The following is a 20885-nucleotide window of genomic DNA, read 5'->3' on the forward strand; positions in this document are numbered from 1 at the left end:
AATTTGAATCCCAAATTTATAAAAAAATAAAAGGAGTACTTCTAAATACTCCTTTTATCTCTATGTTTATCTTTTTATTTTACTTCTACAAAGTTATCCTCAGGATTTACATCAGCAATTCTCTGGCTGAAATCTATTCCTAATACGGCTAACTGAGATTTTGTATAAGGAACTGTAATGGTATATTCCTTCTGTGTCCAAGCCCAGTAAGGCATTGTTTTAAACTCACCATAGACATCTTTTTCTTTCCATGTATGGGTCATATTTAATGGAATCTGATAAGTAACCACTTTTTTATCCTTAGTCATTACGCTGAAGTCAATAGGCATTGGAACCTGTCCTTTATTGATCAATGTAATAGTTGTAGACTTATCATCGTATTTTACATCTTTAATTCCGTAATCAATTGTTTTGGTTGTATTGATCCAGTAATTGTGAAACCATTTCAAATCCATCCCCGAAACTTTCTGGGCAATATGAAGAAAATCTCTGTCTGAAGGATGTTTCATACTCCATTGATCATAATATTGCTTTAATGTTTCGGCAAGATTTTGCTCACCCATAATGTAGCCTAACTGTACAAGGTACAATTCTCCTTTTACATATGTGGAATAAGTATAAGACGTTCCGTTGTCATGATGATCTCCTAGCCATACTGCAGGCTCTTCGATTCCTTTTTTAACAAAGTTTCGGTAAGCATTCAATCTTTCAACAAAAGGATTGGGTAATTGTTCAGGAAACAGCTGGTACATCGTGTAACCTTCTGCATAGCTTGTAAAACCTTCATCCATCCAGGGACGTACAGATTCATTAGTAGCAAGCATCTGCTGATACCATGAGTGAGAACCTTCATGAGCCATTAGCCCCATCAGGTCCTTAATATTTTTAGATTCTCCAAGGATCATGGTACACATTCCGTACTCCATTCCTCCATCTCCTCCCTGGATGAAAGCATAAGTAGGATATACATATTTACCAAAATGACTGTTCATGATCTGGAAATATTTAGTGATATAAGGCTGAGCTTCACCCCAAACCTTAGTTTTATCGTTTTTCTGATATACTAAATATACTTTCGGTCCTTCCGGAACATTGAAGCTTTCCACAGAATAATCCCTGTCTGCGCTCCATGCAAAATCAAGAATATTTTTGGCAGTCCATTTCCAGGTTGCTTTTTTATCTTTTTCCGTTTTGATTTTAGCAGCCGCATCATATCCTTTTACTTCTGTAGGATTTTCAAGAATTCCTCCTGCTCCTACTACATAGTCTTTGTTAATTTTAATCGTGACATCAAAATCTGAGAACGGAGCATGAAATTCTCTTCCCAAATAATCAAAAGTAGCCCATCCGTCATAATCATATTCTGAAATTTTTGGATACCATTGTGTCATCGTCATATCCACACCTTCTCTGTTGTTTCTTCCACTTCTTCTGATCTGCTGAGGAATTACAGCATCCCAATCCATGGTAAAAGTTGTTGTAGAATTTGGCTTGATAGGCTCCGCCAGATAAACTTTCATAATGGTTTCCTGAACTTCAAATTTCAGATCCTTACCATTCTGTTTGATCCAGTGGATATTTTGAGCTCCTTCCTGATCTTTAGGAATAGAAGACAATGTTGAGATCCCGTTTTTTTGCAACCTTCCGTCACCATTTTTCCCTTGGGAAGACACCCTCTGATCCATCATTGAATTAGGCTTAAAAGCATTCCAATACAGGTGAAAATATACCACATTCAGCTCATCAGGTGAATTGTTGGTGTATTCTAAAGTTTGTTTTCCCTGGTAGGTAAATTTTTCAGCATTGACATCAATCTCCATCTTGTACTTCGCAGCCTGCTGATAATAAGCTCCTTGCTGAGCATGAAATTGTGAAATGATAAACGCAAAAATGATTGCAGCCGATTTTCTCATTTAAAATTTTATTTTTTTCTAAAGGTAGGTATTTTAAACAAAACCCTCAAATGGGGAGTTATGTGAGGATTTTATCCTGTTTAATATGGTTTTTAGATACTGTTTTTTTTATTTTGTTAAATGAACCGTAAAACAATTTTCCATAAGTAGTTTTCATGGGATTATTGTATTACTAAGGTTTTTAAGTCTGGTATTTTGGCAGCTCGTAACAGCCTTGTCAAGGTTTTAAACCTTGACAAGGATATTTTTAAAATAAAAAACCTCAACTGTAAAAAAACAGCTGAGATTATATTTTATAATACGAGATTAAAGATTATTTCTTAGCAGAAACTTCTTTTTTCCCGCTTCTTAAGATTTTTTCAAGAATTCTTAAAGTGATCAGATAGGTTGGTTTCACTCCTGTAAGACCTAAACCTCCTGAAGATAATGTACTTCCTGTTTCCAAAGGATTATCCGAAGCATAATAAGCATAGCAAACAAACAGATCCGGTGAGATATGATGTCTGATTTTAGAAGCAACCTGAATCGCTTTCTGATAATGTGCTCCTTCCATTTCAAGACCAATAGCTCTCCAAGAAGTATTCATAAAGTAAGAAAGAATATCCTTATTCTGAAGTGATGTTCCTAAAACAGTGATCATAGGACCTTCAAAAGCTTTCAGTTCATCATCTTCAAAATCATCAAGCTTCAATGCATTTTCAAAAGGATAGTTATCTGCTGTTCCTTCAAAGATGTGGGAAGTCGGGATCATGATGTCTCCTTTTTCTCCTGTAAGAATTCCTGCTTTCCCCATAATGGATACAGATTTTACATGCATCATATATACTTCGCCTTTATTTTCAAAAGGTTTCAACAACTCATCCATTACTTCAAAAGCCTGCTCTCCGAATGCATAGTCAAATACCATTACAACATCATCTCCGGAAAACTTACAATCTGCAAATGGAGTATTTTTCAGGTCCGTCTTACTCAGGTCAATGATCTGAACATCAATATTACTTCCACTTTTATCTGCAATATAAATCATTCCTTCATCCAAAGCATATTTCAATACTTTATCACGAAGGTCTTTCTTATTTGAAATTTCTTCATACAGCTTATAATCCACTTCATGATGATGCTTCTTTTTAAGAGCTTCATTAGCATACAGCATATTTTTTACAGAGTGCATATTAGCAGAAATGATATGCAGCGGACGCATATGAAGATTATTCTCAAATAAAACTTCCTTTACTTTATTTGCCCATTTTTCACCAAAATAGTGATGTCCTACTCTTTCTTTTAATATAGCACTGAAATAAATTTCTCTTTCTCTTGCTCCTTTAGCATCTTCAAGACTTACCTTACCAAGGTTGTAGATAATTTTGAATAAACGATCAGGGTTATTATCATCACCAAAAGTATTATAAGCTCTTAAGGTTTCATCAAACGATCTTCCTATTAAAGATGAAAGGTGAATCAACGCCACTTCTTTTTCTTTTCTGCTGAATTTTTTTTCTCCCTTTACCACCTCTTCAATAATTTTGAAAGCACGCGTAGGCTTCCAGTTTTCATCTTGAATGAATGCCAGGTTACGGATTTTATCAGCTTCTATAAATAGGAATGTAAGGTGGGTAAGAATGTCATAAATTTCAGAACGTCCCAAAAGAACTTCTATATTCATCTGGTGTTCGTCTATTCTATAACAGTTTCTTCTTCTTTTCTTCGGAACAATAGGTTCGAAACTTCCTTTATCAAACCCCTCATCTGATGTAAGATGAATAAAAGCACATTCTTCAATTCCTTCCGGAAGCCTGTCCAATACATACATTAAACCATCAAGCTCAAGTTTGCTTGGGATATTCATGGTCCCATAAATTTCCGGATTAATGGTTTTCAACAAGCTTCTGATACTTTCTCCTGAAACCCCTGCCGGCTTGAAAAATCCTCTATAAAAAAGGTGTCTCATAGAGATGTATAGTCTTTCAATAGCCTCTGTTGTTTCTCTTGCTCTAGAATTTGTCATAAAATAAATTTCACACAAATATACAAAATCTTCGTCCAATTTATTTTAAGTATTCTTAACTTTCAATAGGTTATACAAGCAACATATTCATTTAGGAAAAAAATAAGAAATACCTCTCATTACCCTTAGTTAAGATGATGAGAAGATCACCATTCATTAGCTTTCTCCATGTAAATCCGGAGCTCGGTCAATGATCGTTACACCAAATTCACCAAGCAAATCCGAATGTTCTTCATCTTTACGTTCAGTATCTTTACCGATACCATAAAAATAAGCCTCTATATTTCCTGGATTTGCTCCAATAAGAATTTCACTCGTTGGAGTAATTGTATCAAAAGTATGAGATACCAGTCTCGGACCGAATACAACACCGCCAGGTCCTACATCACGGGTAATGCAGCTTTCCAACGAGTCTCCACCAAACCAGAATCGCACTTTTCCTGAAATGACAATCCAGAATTCATCTTCATGAGTATGAACATGGAGAGATGGCGCAGTATGTGGAATCATTGTGATTCTCATTAAACTCATCTGTCCTGTTTCTGCCATAGATAACACCTCCTCAATTGAAGTATTGTAATATTCATATATCTTACCTTCTCCTGCATTCCTCGCAATAACGGTATTTTTATTTTGTGACATAACTAATAATTTTAATTTAACAATTGTGGCTCTTTATCTCTTTTCTAATTTAAAAGAGACATTCTAAGGTAAAAAAAGGCTAATAAAAAATTACATTTACACAAAATTTAACATCAAAATACACATCATTTATACTTTCACTCTTATTTAATAGAAATACAAACAAGTAAATAATATATTTATAGAATTATTTCAATCTGAACAGCAAGGAAAAAAAGCTATTATCATCATTATACACCTCCAATTTTCCCCAAAATTCCTCGATGCACCCTGTAAAATGAATGTATAGGTATAAATTTCTTTTACTGTACCTAAAATTAGACTTAATATCAGAAACAATAGACACACCCTATCAAAAAGTCACCAAACAATTGTTTAATTTATATAAATTTTCACAACACCCCTATTTTTTTAGGGTCAAATCATTTTCGTTTCATTTTTTTTGTAAATTTGCCTTATCAAAATTCATCCAAATATGTCAACCTTAAGATTCAAAGCATTAGAAACCCTACCATTTAAGGATTTCAGAAAAGATAACTCTGTTGAAATTCCTGCGAAATTATCAGAGCTATTCTGTAAAAATGTTTTCTCAGAAGAAACAATGAGAGAATATTTAACAAAAGAAGCATTCAGTTCTATTATGGATGCTATTAAAAAAGGAACAAAGATCCAGAGACATATCGCAGACCAGGTAGCGGTAGCGATGAAGGATTGGGCAATGAGCAAAGGAGTAACACACTATACTCACTGGTTTCAGCCTTTGACAGGTACTACTGCTGAAAAGCATGATTCATTCTTTACTCCTATCGAAGGGGGTAGAGCTATCGAAAGATTCAGCGGAAATATGCTAATCCAACAGGAACCGGATGCATCTTCTTTCCCGAACGGAGGAATCAGAAATACTTTTGAAGCTAGAGGATATACCGCTTGGGACCCTACATCTCCGGCATTTATCATGGGAACTACATTATGTATTCCATCGATCTTCATTTCTTACACGGGAGAAACATTGGATTATAAAGCACCTTTATTAAGAGCTTTAAATGCTGTAGATGAAGCTGCAACAAGCGTAATGCAGTATTTTGATAAAAATGTAACGAAAGTAACTCCTACTTTAGGTTGGGAGCAAGAATATTTCCTGGTTGACTCTGCTTTATATCAATCTCGTCCTGACCTTGTATTAACAGGAAAGACATTATTAGGACATTCTCCTGCAAAAGGACAGCAATTGGATGATCATTATTTTGGTTCTATTCCAACAAGAGTAATGAACTTCATGAAAGAATTGGAAGTAGAATGTATGAAGCTTGGAATTCCTGCTACAACAAGACACAATGAGGTTGCTCCAAATCAATTTGAGCTGGCTCCAATGTTTGAAGAAGTAAACGTTGCCGTAGATCACAACTCTTTACTGATGGACATTATGGCGAGAGTAGCTCACAAACACCATTTCCATATCCTTTTCCACGAAAAACCATTTGCCGGCGTAAACGGAAGTGGAAAGCACAACAACTGGTCTTTAGCAACTGACACAGGTGAAAATCTTTTAAGCCCTGGAAAAAACCCTAAGAAGAACCTACAGTTCTTAACATTCTTCGTGAATACTATTAAAGCAGTACATGAATATGCTGATCTTTTAAGAGCAAGTATCGCTTCTGCAAGTAACGACCACAGATTAGGTGCTAACGAAGCTCCACCGGCAATTATTTCGGTATTTATCGGAAGCCAGTTATTCAGTGTTTTAGAGGAACTTGAAAAAGTAACAAACGGAAAATTATCTCCGGAAGAAAAAACAGAATTAAAATTAAATGTAGTTGGAAAAATTCCTGAAATTCTATTAGATAACACAGATAGAAACAGAACGTCTCCATTTGCATTTACAGGAAATAAATTTGAGATCAGAGCCGTAGGATCATCTGCAAACTGTGCAGAATCTATGACAGTAATGAATACTATTGCTGCAAAACAACTTAATGATTTCAAAAAAGAAGTAGACGCTCTTATCGAAGGAGGTCTTAAAAAAGATGAAGCGATCTTCAATGTATTAAGAGAATATATCAAGCAATCTAAAAACATCATGTTTGAAGGTGATGGTTACTCTGATGATTGGGCTAAAGAAGCCGAGAAAAGAGGATTGAACAATCTTAAAACAACTCCAGAAGCTCTTAAGCAGGAAATGGATAAAAAGTTCCTTGATCTTTATGAGGAAATCGGAATTTTTAACCACAGAGAGGTTGAAGCAAGAAATGAAATCAAATTAGAGAAATACTCTACTGTAATTGATATTGAGGCAAGAGTACTAAGTGACATTGCAAGAAACCATATCATTCCTTCTGCTTTAAATTACCAAAACAGATTGATTGAAAACGTTAAAGGTCTTAAAGAGATCTTCGGAGATAAAGAATTTAAGCCGTTGGCAAAAGAACAGATGAGTCTGATCACCAGCATTTCAGAAAATGTTTCTAAAATCAAGCTGGGCGTTGAAGATCTTCTTAAAGCTAGAGAGGCTGCAAAAGGCGTATCAAACAGCCAAAAGCAGGCAGAAGAATACTGCAACAAAGTAAAACCATTATTTGACGGTATCAGAGAAGCTTCAGACGCTTTAGAAATGATGGTAGATGATGAGCTTTGGCCGATGACAAAATACAGAGAAATGTTGTTTACAAAATAACATCTGTAAAGTTCCATATTAGTTTAAATTCCTCGGTTTTCCGGGGAATTTTTTTTATTAATACATCTGTTAAATTTTATTCCACTTAAAAAACATCCTGTTTCAAATTCTATTCATACAGCAAAATGATATTGTATTTGTATCAATCTTTAAAAAGGCTTGAAAGCCCCTTTAATTCTAGAGTTTAGAAGAAATAATTTTGTTTTTTTAACACCTCTGAAAATTAGAGTTTTAGATTACAAATCCCGATTTATAGAAGAATATCGAGAGAGTTTGTTAAAGAATCTTAATAAAAAAAACCGCATACTGACCAAAAATAGGCTGTTGCGGTTTATTTTTCTTTAACATATGTAAATAATATGTTAAATAGTGTTAAAATAAGTTCCTGACAATTATCATATCAGGGGTCTTTTGCTCGGAATCTCTACTTTTGTATTGCTTTTGAAAATAAATATTCCTTTTTAACACGGATAATCAAATATATATGAAGAAAAGAGTTTTGTTTTATTTAGTTGCTTTAGTTACAACAGTATCTTTGCAATCGTGTGCTACAAATTATGTGGTTTCAAAACCAGCAACTTACACAAAAGAATACAAAACAGATGCCAAACTAGCTTCTATAGATAACAAAAAAATGGAGCAGGATAAGCAAAAACTTATCGACTCTTTCCTTGCTGAAAAAGCTGCATCTATAGCAAGTGCTAAAAAAGCAATTAAGAATTCTGAGATTGCAAAAGCAATTCAATATAACAAAACCATTGACGGTATTCTTACTGAAGCTGAAACATACCTTGGAACTCCTTACAGATACGGAGGAACTACAAGAAGAGGTATTGATTGTTCAGCTTTCGTTCTTTCTGTATTCGGGGCTGCTGCAGGTCTTACTTTACCAAGAGTAGCTGCTTCTCAGGCTCAGGAGGGTGAAAGAATTGAAAAAGAAAACCTACAGAAAGGAGATTTAATTTTCTTTTCTCACGGAAGAAGAATTTCTCACGTAGGTATTGTAGAAAGTGTTACTGAAGAAGGAGAGATTAAGTTTATCCACGCAGCAACATCTAAAGGTGTAATGATCTCTTCTCTGAATGATTCTTATTGGGGACCTAAGTACAGATTCGCAAAAAGAGTGATCAACGAGCAAGGAGAAGCTTACAACAACCTAGCCGCTGTTACTTCAGCTACACCAGCAAATTTTTAATTTTATAAATAATTGATTTAAATAATGAAGCCATCAAGATTTTGATGGCTTTTTTATTGATCCTAATTGAGATGTTTGGCTAAACTGCTTCTATTGAATGTTATTATGATGTACTTATAAGATTTTCCCAATAAGGAATAGCGTTATTTTACAACAAGCTTGAAAACCTATCCATTTCTGTCAATTTCAATATCCAGCTTATACAACAGTCCGGAAACTTCGGAAAGTGAAAATTTAGCCTTTTTAAGCTTATTTACAGCCGGATCTATTGAATAGTTGACCGATGATCTTAAATCTGCTTTTTCAAGCTTTGTATTATCGAAGACGGCACCTGATAAGTCGCATCCATTCATCAGCACATTGGAAAGATCACATTCAGTAAAATCTACTTCAACCAATCTGCATTCTTTAAAAATAGTTTTCTTTATTGAAGTCTGATAAAATGATGAATTATTAAGGATACAGCCTTCAAATCTAAAAAACAAACCAAAACCGTTACAATCACTGAACTGCAATCCAAGCATTTTACATTCTTTGAATACAACATCACGAAATGCCGTTCCTAGAAGTTTTGCCATGCTAAGATTACATTCTATAAACTCACAACCTGTAAAGCTGAAACCAGATAAATTCATGAATTCAAGGTTACAGTTTTTGAAAGTACAATTTTCATACTCTCCTTTTTCTAGAGGAAATTTGATACAATCTATACTTTCAAAGGTTTGATCTAAGATATAAGCATCTTTCATAATAGTATAAGTGATTAATGGATATAACAATACTTCCGCTGGAGACGGAATTAAACAATTTCAAGATTTAAAATCTGAAATTATACTAAGCTGTTTTTATCAGAATAATTAAGTTTAAAGAAAATAAAGGTCATCATTGAAAATGCAAGCAATGAACTTCCTCCATAACTGAAATAAGGAAGAGGAATACCTACTGTCGGGAAAAGCCCCATAACCATCCCCAAATTGATCGAAAAGTGCATTAATAAGATCGAGGCAAAGCAATACCCAAATACGCGGTTAAAAGTAGACTTCTGTCTTTCTGCAAGGTAATAGATTCTACCAATATACACCATATAACATAATATAAGGACAGCACTTCCTATAAAGCCCCATTCTTCTCCTACGGTACAGAAGATATAATCGGTTTCCTGTTCTGGAACAAATTTCCCCTGAGTCACGGAACCTTCACGATAGCCTTTTCCTGTAAGCCCTCCGGAACCAATTGCCGTTTTGGAATATAATAAATTGTATCCTGATGTATCTCTGAATGCCTTTTCACCTTTATAAAGAACTTCAATTCTTTCTCTTTGGTGCTTTGGAAGTTTTTCTAAAATATATGGGGAACCGAATGCCAGTCCGCAAAGTAAAAGAATAGATCCTGAAATCCCGGAAATAGAAATGACATCCCAAGACATCCTATGATAATTCATAGCAATTAAAACTCCTGCAATAACAAGAATGGCAACAGCTACATACACCGGAGGAATTGCCAATGCAACCAAAAAGACAGCCGCAAAAATGAATCCTATCCCGAACAACATTCCGCTTAACCCCTCTCTATACAGAGCAATGAAGAAGGCAATGAATACCAGCATAGATCCAACATCAGGAATAGCTAACACAACCGCTGCCGGAATACCGATAATTGCTAATGCCGTTAATAAAGATTTTCTATTTTTGAGATTAAAATCCGGTCCTGAAACATAGTTGGCAAGCATCAGGGCTGTTCCTATTTTTGCAAACTCTACAGGCTGCATGGTAAAACTCCCGAATTTATACCAGTTTTTTTGTCCAAGAATTTCTTTACCAAAAGGGAAAAGACCGATTAACAGCAAGACTCCACCTATATAAATGATTCCAGCCATATTCTCGAAGAATTTACTTCTCCCTACAAATATGATCAGCCCTACAAAAACAGATATGCAGAAGAACATCAACTGTTTTTCTCCAAGCTTCTGATCAACACTGTAAATATTGGCAATCGCAAAAATGCAAAGCAGGAAATACAGTCCAAGACCTAGTTTATCTATTCCTTCTGTCCATTTCATTGCTTAGTAGGTTTTTTAGCAGTGTTATTATTTTTGGCTTCGTCTTCTATTTTTTTCTGAAGCTTGGCTTTTTGTTGTTTTACAAGTTCCAGGCTATCTTTTATCCTTTTTTGCTTTATTGAATCTGGTTTAGGATCTTTATAAAGTCCTTTACGCTTCAAATCTGCAATCCATTGTCTTTTGTACTCCGGCATGAAACTGGAGGTTATCATCTTTTTATACAGATTCTCTCTTTTGAGGTCACCGGTAATGTATTTTTCAGCGATTACCGTACAAGCCGGTCCTGCCCACGTAGCCCCAAATCCTGCATGTTCCATTACTGCCACCACAACGATTTTTGGTTTATCAGCAGGAGCAATCAATACAAAGATAGAATTATCCTTTCCTTGTGGAACCTGCGCAGTACCTGTCTTGGCTAATTGTGTAAAATCGTTGGATTTTAATCCTCTTGCGGTTCCTCTTAACACTACTGCTTCCATTCCTTTTAAGACTGGCTCAAAATGTTTTGGATCTACTAAAGTTTTATGCTTAACCTTAAATCTTGGATCAGGATTAGGCTTTCCATCAATACCTTTTACGATATGAGGTGTATAGTACCATCCTTTGTTAGCAATCGCAGCCACATAATTTGCAAGCTGAATAGGAGTTACCAAAACATCACCCTGCCCCATTCCGTTATAAATAGCTCCGGTTGACATTTCATCCCAGTTTTTGAAATCAGTTCTTTGGGAACCGCTTGCTTTCATGATGGCTTTAAATCTTTTCTCATAAAAGTCTCCGGAAGGTATTCTTCCTTTTGCTCCTACCGCAAAGTCATTATTTAAAAACTCACCCACCCCAAAGCTGCTCATGATTTTTTTCCATTCATCAACACCTTTTGAAGGATTTCCCGGATATTTTTTGATGATTGCGATAAATGCATAGGTAAAAAAGCAGTTACTGGAAACCTGAATGGAAGGAATTAACGGATCTGCTCCACCATGTCCTTTGATTCTTTTACCTTTATAGAAAAATCCGCCCCCACAAGGAAAAATAGTTTTTTCATCCATTACTCCCATCTGCATGGCAGCAAGAGCAGTTAACAGCTTGAAGGTAGATCCCGGAGGATATCCGGCTTGTAAGGAACGATCAAAAGTAGGTTTATTTTCATAAAGCGTATCTTTTGATAAAGCATATAGGTTTTTGGATTTATAAGGTCCGGTGAAGAGGTTTGGATCAATATCAGGTCCCGTAGCAGCAACTAATACTTCCCCGTTATTAGGGTCTATAGCTACAATTGCTCCGTGTTTATTAACAAGCATTTCTTCTGCTGTTCTCTGAAGATCATAATCAATAGTTAGAGTAATGTCTTTACCAGTAATAACATCCTTATCTAATGCTCCGTTTTTATAGGAACCGATATTTCGAAGTCTGATATCTTTCTGGATGTACTTCATCCCCTTCACTCCACGAAGTTCTTTCTCATACGATTTTTCTACTCCAGTTTTTCCGATAAAATCTCCAGGCAGATAGTAAGTAGAGTCTTTTTTAATCTCTCTTTCATTTACCTCACTGGTATATCCTAAAAGGTTTCCGGAAGTAGAAACTTCATACTGACGCTGAGGTCTTTGTACGATATTAAAAGCAGGATACTTAAAAATAATCTCCTGTACTCTTGCAATATCTTCTCTGCTAAGATCCTTTAAAAAGGTCATAGGAGTCAGCTTAGAATAGTATTTTTCCTTTTTAATAACATTGATCTTATTAATGAAATCTGTTTTAGTGATTTTCATCAAACTACAAAAACCTAAAGTATCAAAATCAGGTTTCATTAAAGCCTGAGTAAAGGAAACTTCATATGCAGGCTGGTTACCTACCATAATTTTCCCGTTACGGTCAAAAATAACTCCACGCTGAGGAATTACATATTCAATTTTGATAGAAGTGTTAGCAGCATTTAATGCATAACGGTCTGTAAATAGCTGTAAATAAGAAAGCCTCGCTATAAAAATAAGAGCGATTATAACAAGTACGGAAAAGATTTTTAAATAACGTGTGTTCAAACTTTTTGTTTGATTTTAAATATTAATGCGTAAATAACTATAAATATAAATGAAATTACACTTGTCACCACTACATTAAATAATATTTCAAAAAACCTGCTAAACTTAAAGAACTCAATATATTGTACTAAAAGCTGATGCAGGAAAATACTTGAAAATAAAAACAGCAAAAACTGCGCCCATTGAAGGGACTGAAAAGAGAAAAAGTCTGTAGAAGTATCTGTAGACGTTCTGAATATCAAGGTTCTGAAATAAGCAATTAAGGTTGTGGCAAAGGCATTGATCCCCCATGAATTAAGGAATCCGTCTATTGCCAACCCTATTAAAAAGCTTAGGGCAAGAAATTGAAATTTATTTCTAAAGAAAGGATAAAACATGACAAACACAGGATATAATACCGGAGTATATTTCCCGAAAAGAGTAATCCTGTTCAATACAAAAATTTGTAATGCCACAAGAAAAATCATAATCAATATGTCGGTAAATAAAGTCCTGCTAATCATTTTCTTTTTTTATTACAGCTTGCATAGTATCCTGAATCTTCTGCACTTCTGCTTTCTTAAGATTCTTCACTACATACACTTTATTCAACGCTCCCATTTTTTCACTCAGCTCTACGGAAATATCCCAAAAGCCGGTTTTATTATCTACTGAATACCCTGCAATAGTACCAATGGTAACTCCTTTTGGGAAGATGGCTGATTTTCCGTCTGTAACAACGGTATCACCTACTTTCAAAGCCACATATTTTGGAATATCAGCAAGGTGCATAACCCTTGAATTATCTCCATTCCAGGTTAAAGTACCAAAGTATCCTGAGTTTTTCAGTGCAGCATTAATTCTGATCTTGTTTACACTTAATACAGATTGAACCAATGCATAACTGTCAGTAGAATTGATAACGATCCCCGCAATTCCTCTTGGTGCCATTACCCCCATTTGTGGGAATACACCATCTCTGCGACCACGGTTAATCGTAAAGTAATTATTTCTTCTGTTGATACTGTTGAATACAATTTCGCCATCAACAAAAGTATAAATCTGACCACCTCCGATGGTATCATGAACTCTTTTGAAAACCGGATTTTTACCTCCGTCTTTTCCATAAAGTTCAGTCATAAGGGCTTTATTCTGAACCACAAGATCTTCGTTGATCTGTTTTAGCTTCAGATAAGATACTCCTTCATCAATATATCCTGAAACCCATGAGTTAAATGCAGCAGTTTGCCCGGCAACCCAGGATCTCTGCATGGCGTTTCTTGAGAATATCAGCACCAGAGCAATAATTTGCAGGAATATAAAGAAGACAAAGAGTGTGTTCTTCGAAAATAGTCTCAGCAAAAATCCCATTCAGATGTATAGTCGTAAAAAGTTAAAATTATTTAATTAAGAAATTGAATTTATCCATATTCTTAAGCGCAATACCAGTTCCTCGAACAACAGCTCTCAACGGATCTTCAGCTACAAATACAGGAAGTCCTGTTTTTTTGTGAATTCTGTCTGCAAGTCCTCTTAGTAATGCTCCTCCTCCTGCTAAATAAATACCCGTTTTGTAAATATCGGCTGCCAGTTCCGGCGGAGTAAGAGAAAGGGTTTCCATTACAGCATCTTCAATTCTGATAATAGATTTATCTAATGCACGTGCAATTTCTTTGTACCCAACCATAATTTCCTTAGGCTTACCTGTAATAAGGTCTCTACCTTGTACCGGGATATCTTCGATGTCTACATCAAGATCTTCCACAGCTGAGCCAACTTCAATTTTGATTCTTTCAGCAGTTCTTTCTCCAATGTAAAGGTTATGGTGAGTTCTTAAGTAATAAGCGATATCATTCGTAAATACATCTCCTGCGATTTTCACAGACTTGTCACATACAATACCTCCTAAAGCTACTACGGCAATTTCTGTAGTACCTCCACCTATATCGATGATCATGTTTCCTTCAGGCTTCTGGACATCGATCCCAACTCCTATAGCAGCTGCCATTGGTTCATAGATCAATCGTACTTCTTTTGCGTTTACTTTCTGAGCAGAATCTCTTACCGCTCTTTTTTCAACTTCAGTAATACCAGAAGGGATACAGATTACAATTCTTAATGCAGGCTGTATGAATTTACCTTTGATTCCGGGAATTTTTTTGATAAACTCCTTGATCATATGTTCAGAAGCGTGGAAATCTGCAATTACTCCATCTTTCAAGGGACGGATGGTCTTGATATCCTCGTGAGTTTTACCTTGCATATGTTTAGCCTGTTCACCCACAGCAATAGGTTTACCCGACGAACGTTCGATTGCAACAATCGAAGGTTGATCTATAACAATTTTATTATTATGGATGATAAGGGTATTAGCTGTTCCCAGGTCTATCGCAATTTCTTGCGTAAACATATCAAATAAACTCATATTTTTCTTCTGATTTTAAGTTTACAAAGATATAAATTTAACAATACTAAAGAAATTTCATCACAACATAATTTGGTTAAAATTTTATTAAAATTTATAATTCTTTATTAACTTTCTGTTTAGACAATTACAGAGTTTGATTTCAACTAAATTTAATGGAGTGTTAAAATGCTAAAAGACATGCAAAGTGAAGAAGGCGGACAAGAGTAAGAAAACAGAGAAATAGATGGTGAAAGATTCCCATTCTCAAAAACTACAATTAAAAAAACACCACTTAATCACACCTCAAATTTCATATATTCATCTTTACTTCGCCTGAAAAGCCTTTCAACTCTTTTTCACCTTATCACACTAAATATCTCTATAGTTTTTTACGATAATTATCATATACACTTTCAGAGGGTGATTAATTAAAAAAAGCGTAAATTTGCGACTGCTTATGTTACAGTATTCCAACATCCATCAAACGTCGAATTTTGCCGTGCTTTCTATCAGCTACGAAAAGGCTGATGTAGAAACGAGAGGTAAATTTGCATTCTTTGATGAAAACATCAAAAACTTTGTCTCCAGAGTTCATCAGGAAGATCTGGGAGATGCATTTGTGGTTTCCACATGTAACAGGACCGAAATCTATACGACTTCCTCCAATTATCTTTTAGTGGCTGAAGAATATTGCAAAACCATTGGGGTAAATCTTACGGATTTTCTTCAGTTTGCTAATATCCTTACCAAAGAAGAGGCTTTGATTCACCTTTTCAGAGTAGCTGCCGGACTTGAAAGTCAGATTATCGGGGATTTTGAGATTATTGGACAGATTAAAAAAGCATATAACCGTTTTAAAAGGGAAAGGCAAAATTCTAATCCTTATCTGGAAAGAGCGATTAACGCAGCTATTCAGATTTCAAAAAGGATTAAGAATGAAACCGGAATTTCAAACGGAGCCGCTTCTGTTTCTTACGCAGCAGTTCATTATATTTTAAACAGCCAGAAGAGAATTACTGAAAAAAATATTCTTCTTTTGGGAGTTGGTGAGATTGGACAAAATACTGTTGACAATCTGGTAAAGCATGTTTATCAGCCAAAAATTAAAATTGCGAACAGAACTCAGGAGAAAGCTGAAAAGATTTCCCAGAAATATAATATTCCTCATGTTGATTATTCTGATTTTGACAAGGAATTAAAAAACACGGATATTCTTATCGTGGCAACGGGAGCAAAACACCCGATCATCAATCAGTCTCACTTCCCTAATGGAAAAGAAACATTAGTGATTGACCTTTCCATTCCTCATAATGTTGAAAAGAATGTTACAGAAAATGAAAATGTAACTTTAATAGATGTTGATGAACTTTCAAAGCAGATCCAGGAAACGATTCAGCAAAGAGAAAAAGAAATCCCAAAAGCTGAAAAAATTATCAAGGAACTGATGAAAGATTTCATTGAATGGGAGAAAAAAAGAAAACTAGCACCAAATATTCACCATTTCAAAGCGGTTTTAAAGAACATGGAACGCAATGAAATGCATAATTTTTACAAGAAAAATAAATATATAGGCATCACGGATATGGAACTTTCTGACAAAATGATCCAGAAAATCACCAACCGCTTTGCAAAATATATCATCGACAATCCTTTAAAAGCCGAAGAAATTAGTAAATTAATGCACGAAATATTAGTTGAACAACCAAACAACGAATTCAATGAAAAGCATTAGAATAGGAACAAGAAATTCCGCACTTGCACTTTGGCAGGCTAGAGAAGTTGCGAGACATCTTCAAAACAATAATTATTTAACGGAAATCGTTCCTATCGTTTCTTCTGGCGATAAGAACCTTAATCAACCTTTATATTCACTGGGAATCACAGGGGTCTTCACAAGAGACCTTGATGTTGCCTTATTGAATGATGAAATAGATATTGCCGTTCACTCATTAAAGGATGTCCCAACTCAATTACCTCATCATATTGAGATGATTGCTTATCTGGAGAGAGATTATCCACAGGATATCCTGATCAGAAAAGAATCAGCCAGAAATAAAGAACTTCATGAACTTAAACTTGCGACAAGCAGTTTGAGAAGAAGAGCTTTTTGGTTAAGACACTACCCTACAACAGAATTTTCAGATATCCGTGGAAATATCCAGACTCGTCTTCAAAAGCTTGAAGATGGAGATTTTGATGCTACCATTCTATCATTGGCAGGAATCAAAAGGATGAAAATGGAAATTGATTACGAAATGCTTCCGGTAATGATTTCAGCACCTTCACAAGGTGTAATTGCTGTTGCAGGACACTCGGACAAGCCGGAAATCAATGAAATACTGAAACAGATCAACCACGCACCTACTCAGATCTGTGTAGAAATCGAAAGAAACTTCTTAAGCACATTAGAAGGAGGATGTACTGCGCCTATCGGGGCTTTTGCTGAAATTATTGAAGATCAAATCCGTTTTACCGCAGCGCTTTGTTCTTTAGACGGTAAAAACTGCATTGCTATCGATGAGAACTTCAAATATGATCCATCAGAAAATTTTGGAGAAAAGTATGCTAAAGTTGTTCTTGAAAATGGCGGGAAAGAATTAATGGCAGAAATCAAAAGCCAGATCTAAGGAACTCCCTTACATTTATCAAAACCTTTTTAATTTTCTTTCATTTTTCTAACCTCAGTCATGAAAATCTTATTTACCAAAAATATAGACCCGTCAATTATATCCAAAGAATTAGGAGAGGATATTTTGGTTGACTGTGTTGAGGTAATTAAGACAAAGCCTATCATGATCAGCCCTTTTGATCTTAAAAATTATTCTCTGATTTTCACCAGTGTGAATGGCGTTGCATCGTTTTTTAAAAACCGATTCAAACCCAATGAAAATTTCACTGCAAAAAATTATAACAAGATTTACTGTGTGGGTGAAAAAACAAAGAAAGCGTTAAGAAGACACGGCTTTGGAACATTTAAGGTATTGAAAAATGCTGATACGCTTTCCAGATTTATTATCGGAAACTGCCAACACGAACAATTTCTTCACTTCTGTGGCAACTTAGCGATCAATGTCCTAGACAAGGAACTTCCCCTTCAAAATATTAAGTATAAAAAAATTACGATCTACAACACGGAGGAAATCAATCCTTTAATACCTGAAAAATATCATGCTGCAGTATTTTTTAGTCCAAGCGGAGTTCGTAGTTTTGCAAAGCAAAATTCCCTGAAAGATATGAAGCTGTTTTCGATAGGAGAAACCACATCGGGGGAATTGAGAAAATATACTCATGATAATATTTTTACTTCTGAGGAAAATACCTTAGCATCGATCTTTGAATTGATAAAGAAGGAATTTGGAAGTAGATTTTAAAATATCTGTTACCGGAAATGACGGTAATATTAGTTTAAATAGATTATGATAAAAAACGACCTATATTTAAAAGCACTTCGCGGAGAAACCGTTGAAAGACCTCCTGTCTGGATGATGAGGCAGGCTGGAAGATATCTGCCGGAATTCATTGCCTTAAGAGACAAATATGATTTCTTTACAAGATGTCAGACACCTGAACTTGCTGCTGAAATTACCTTACAGCCTATCCGCAGATTTCCTTTAGATGCTGCGATTCTGTTTTCTGATATTTTGGTAGTTCCTCAGGCGATGGGTATTGATTTCAAAATGAAAGAATCCGTTGGACCATGGCTGGACACTCCGATCAGAACAATGGAACAGGTTCAGAATATCGAGATTCCGGATGTGAACGATACTTTAGGATACGTTTTTGATGCTATTGAACTTACTCTTCAGAAATTAGACAATGAAATTCCATTGATCGGTTTTGCCGGATCTCCTTGGACTATCCTTTGTTACTGTGTGGAAGGAAAGGGAAGTAAAGCTTTTGATATTGCTAAATCTTTCTGCTTCCAACAGCCTGAAGCAGCTCATTTATTACTTCAAAAGATTACTGATACAACAATTGCGTATTTAAAAAGAAAGGTAGAAAAAGGTGTTTCTGCAGTTCAGATTTTCGATTCTTGGGGTGGAATGCTTTCTCCAACAGATTATCAGGAATTTTCTTGGCAGTACATCAACCAGATTGTTGAAGCATTAAGCCCGCTTACTCATGTTGTAGTATTCGGAAAAGGATGTTGGTTTGCATTAGAAGACATGACGATGTCTAAAGCTTCTGCTCTTGGCGTTGACTGGACCATCAAGCCTGAATTCGCAAGAACATTAACAAACCATACGATGACTCTTCAAGGGAATTTTGACCCTGCAAGATTACACTCTACTCCTGAAACCATCAAAAAAATGGTAACTGAAATGATCAACCGTTTCGGAAAAGACAGATATATCGCCAACCTAGGACACGGAATTCTTCCCAATGTGCCTGTAGAAAATGCTGAGGCATTCATCAGAGCGGTTGTAGACTGGAAACCCAACCTGTAAAACAGAATCAGCTTTCAAATGAAAGTTAAGAATAAAAAGCAAAGCCCTATCATTACTGACAGGGCTTTTTATGTGTTTCTATTTTTCTAAAAACGATTAACTTAACATTCGCTGAGCTTTTTTAACACCTTCTACCAAAGCATCAATCTCTTCAAAAGTATTGTAAACAGCAAAACTCGCTCTTACTGTTCCTGCAATATTAAAGAAATTCATGATCGGCTGTGTACAATGATGTCCTGTTCTTACAGCAATTCCCATTTTATCCAGGATCATTCCTACATCGGAAGAAATACCGATTCCTTCAAGATTAAAGGAAACTACTCCCGTTCTATGAGCTTTCTCACCGTAGATTTTAATTCCTTCAAGTTCTAAAAGATGTCTTTGAGCATATTCCAATAAAGCATTTTCATGATTCTGAATATTCTCACGTCCTACTCTTCCCATAAAGTCCACTGCTGCACCTAATGCTATATTTCCACCTACATTTGGTGTTCCTGCTTCATATTTAAAAGGAAGCCCTGCATAAGTTGTCCCTTCAAAAGAACATGTTGCAATCATCTCTCCTCCTCCGTGGAATGGTGGTAAAGCTTCAAGAATTTCACGTTTACCATATAAAATCCCTGTTCCCATCGGAGCATACATCTTATGTCCTGAAAAAACAAAGAAATCACAATCCATTTTCTGAACATCAATATTGAAGTGAGGAGCAGACTGGGCACCATCTATTACTATATACGCATCTGAATTTTTTCTGGTTTTAGCAATGATCTCTTCAATAGGATTTACAATTCCCAATGCATTAGAAACCTGATTTACAGAAACAACCTTCGTTTTTTCACTTAGGAATTGGTCAAGATAATCTAATTGAAGGATTCCGTTTTCATCGATAGGAATAACACGAAGTTTTGCTCCAGTTCTTTCACAAAGCATTTGCCATGGAACAATGTTCGAGTGATGTTCAAGATATGAAATAATGATCTCATCGTCTTTTTGTAGTTTCTGTGTCAGAATATAAGCGATAAGATTCAATCCTTCTGTTGTTCCTTTAGTAAAGATCACTTCAAAATCATGTTCAGCATTGATGAACTTTTGGATCTTCCTTCTGGAAAGCTCCATTTCTTCTGTTGCTAATTGGCTTAAAGTATGAATTCCTCTGTGAACATTGGCATTAAGCTCTGTATAATATGCGTGACAGATTTCCAAAACCGAATTTGGCTTTTGAGATGTAGCTGCATTATCCAGATAAACCAATGGCTTACCGTTCACTTCTCTGTCCAATATAGAAAACTGGCTTCTTATTTCCTGAATGTCAAACATTTATTTATTTTTTAAATTAAGACGTTCTTATTTAGAACTCTTCAAATTTACGGCTTTTTTTCCGAAAGAAGATACTCAGTTAAAGGGTGATAGTTATCAGCTGATAGAAATATTCGATGGTTTAGGATGAAGAAAGCTGATGAGGTGAAGCGAGAAGCAAAAACGCGAAATAGGCTCAATCAATATTTCTTTTAAGTAAATAAAATA

Annotated in this window: 16 protein-coding genes; 6 read left to right on the forward strand and 10 right to left on the reverse strand. The window is 35.4% G+C overall.

Annotated features, from left to right (window positions below):
* Window positions 1–74 precede the first annotated feature (74 nt).
* The 3 genes from AC5YGG_RS01600 to AC5YGG_RS01610 all read right to left on the reverse strand — a co-directional run bounded on the left by AC5YGG_RS01600 (window position 75) and on the right by AC5YGG_RS01610 (window position 4560).
* On the reverse strand, window positions 75–1913 hold the full coding sequence (locus AC5YGG_RS01600) for a M1 family metallopeptidase (RefSeq protein WP_496142670.1): 1839 nt from the start codon (window positions 1911–1913) through the stop codon (window positions 75–77).
* A gap of 313 nt (window positions 1914–2226) precedes the next feature.
* Window positions 2227–3918 (reverse strand): DUF6909 family protein, encoded by a 1692-nt coding sequence (locus tag AC5YGG_RS01605; RefSeq protein ID WP_496142671.1) that lies wholly within the window; start codon window positions 3916–3918, stop codon window positions 2227–2229.
* A 156-nt stretch (window positions 3919–4074) separates the two neighbouring features.
* Window positions 4075–4560, reverse strand: a complete 486-nt coding sequence (locus AC5YGG_RS01610; RefSeq protein ID WP_496142672.1) for a cupin domain-containing protein — start codon at window positions 4558–4560, stop codon at window positions 4075–4077.
* 475 nt (window positions 4561–5035) lie between these two features.
* Here AC5YGG_RS01610 and AC5YGG_RS01615 point away from each other — a divergent pair, with 475 nt between their 5' ends.
* Window positions 5036–7231, forward strand: a complete 2196-nt coding sequence (locus AC5YGG_RS01615; RefSeq protein WP_496142673.1) for a glutamine synthetase III family protein — start codon at window positions 5036–5038, stop codon at window positions 7229–7231.
* A gap of 484 nt (window positions 7232–7715) precedes the next feature.
* Window positions 7716–8426, forward strand: a complete 711-nt coding sequence (locus tag AC5YGG_RS01620; RefSeq protein WP_496142674.1) for a C40 family peptidase — start codon at window positions 7716–7718, stop codon at window positions 8424–8426.
* Window positions 8427–8593: 167 nt separating this feature from the next.
* On the opposite strand, the gene AC5YGG_RS01625 is transcribed toward AC5YGG_RS01620, so the two are convergent.
* The 6 genes from AC5YGG_RS01625 to AC5YGG_RS01650 all read right to left on the reverse strand — a co-directional run bounded on the left by AC5YGG_RS01625 (window position 8594) and on the right by AC5YGG_RS01650 (window position 14931).
* Window positions 8594–9175 carry a pentapeptide repeat-containing protein gene (locus AC5YGG_RS01625; RefSeq protein ID WP_496142675.1) on the reverse strand — a complete coding sequence of 194 codons (582 nt, stop codon included), beginning with the start codon at window positions 9173–9175 and terminating at the stop codon, window positions 8594–8596.
* Between the two features lie 80 nt (window positions 9176–9255).
* Window positions 9256–10485: a rod shape-determining protein RodA gene (rodA, locus tag AC5YGG_RS01630; RefSeq protein ID WP_496142676.1), complete on the reverse strand. Its 1230-nt coding sequence runs from the start codon at window positions 10483–10485 to the stop codon at window positions 9256–9258.
* Window positions 10482–12527 (reverse strand): peptidoglycan D,D-transpeptidase FtsI family protein, encoded by a 2046-nt coding sequence (locus AC5YGG_RS01635; protein ID WP_496142677.1) that lies wholly within the window; start codon window positions 12525–12527, stop codon window positions 10482–10484. Before AC5YGG_RS01635 ends, rodA begins: the two co-directional genes overlap by 4 nt.
* On the reverse strand, window positions 12524–13030 hold the full coding sequence (locus tag AC5YGG_RS01640; protein WP_496142678.1) for a rod shape-determining protein MreD: 507 nt from the start codon (window positions 13028–13030) through the stop codon (window positions 12524–12526). Before AC5YGG_RS01640 ends, AC5YGG_RS01635 begins: the two co-directional genes overlap by 4 nt.
* The gene (mreC, locus tag AC5YGG_RS01645) at window positions 13023–13877 is read right to left on the reverse strand and encodes a rod shape-determining protein MreC (protein ID WP_114819765.1); all 855 of its coding nucleotides are present in this window, start codon (window positions 13875–13877) and stop codon (window positions 13023–13025) included. Before mreC ends, AC5YGG_RS01640 begins: the two co-directional genes overlap by 8 nt.
* A 28-nt stretch (window positions 13878–13905) precedes the next feature.
* Entirely contained in the window at window positions 13906–14931 is a 1026-nt protein-coding gene (locus AC5YGG_RS01650) for a rod shape-determining protein (protein ID WP_002982450.1), read from the reverse strand.
* Between the two features lie 439 nt (window positions 14932–15370).
* Between AC5YGG_RS01650 and hemA the strand changes: the two genes are divergently transcribed.
* Genes hemA through hemE form a run of 4 tightly spaced genes read left to right on the forward strand, consistent with a single transcriptional unit; the run spans window position 15371 to window position 19361 of the window.
* Complete coding sequence (hemA, locus tag AC5YGG_RS01655; RefSeq protein ID WP_496142679.1) at window positions 15371–16645, forward strand: glutamyl-tRNA reductase; 1275 nt, start codon at window positions 15371–15373, stop codon at window positions 16643–16645.
* On the forward strand, window positions 16632–17540 hold the full coding sequence (hemC, locus tag AC5YGG_RS01660) for a hydroxymethylbilane synthase (protein ID WP_496142680.1): 909 nt from the start codon (window positions 16632–16634) through the stop codon (window positions 17538–17540). The genes hemA and hemC overlap by 14 nt, the downstream gene beginning before the upstream one ends.
* Window positions 17541–17600: 60 nt before the next feature.
* Entirely contained in the window at window positions 17601–18284 is a 684-nt protein-coding gene (locus AC5YGG_RS01665; RefSeq protein WP_496142681.1) for a uroporphyrinogen-III synthase, read from the forward strand.
* A 45-nt stretch (window positions 18285–18329) separates the two neighbouring features.
* A complete protein-coding gene (hemE, locus tag AC5YGG_RS01670; protein ID WP_496142682.1) occupies window positions 18330–19361 on the forward strand; it encodes a uroporphyrinogen decarboxylase in 1032 nt (343 codons plus the stop codon).
* A 96-nt stretch (window positions 19362–19457) separates the two neighbouring features.
* Here the strand turns inward: hemE and AC5YGG_RS01675 are convergent, their stop codons facing one another.
* A complete protein-coding gene (locus AC5YGG_RS01675; RefSeq protein WP_496142683.1) occupies window positions 19458–20678 on the reverse strand; it encodes an aminotransferase class V-fold PLP-dependent enzyme in 1221 nt (406 codons plus the stop codon).
* Window positions 20679–20885: the final 207 nt, after the last annotated feature.

The sequence above is a fragment of the Chryseobacterium sp. CS2K3 genome (assembly GCF_059515185.1).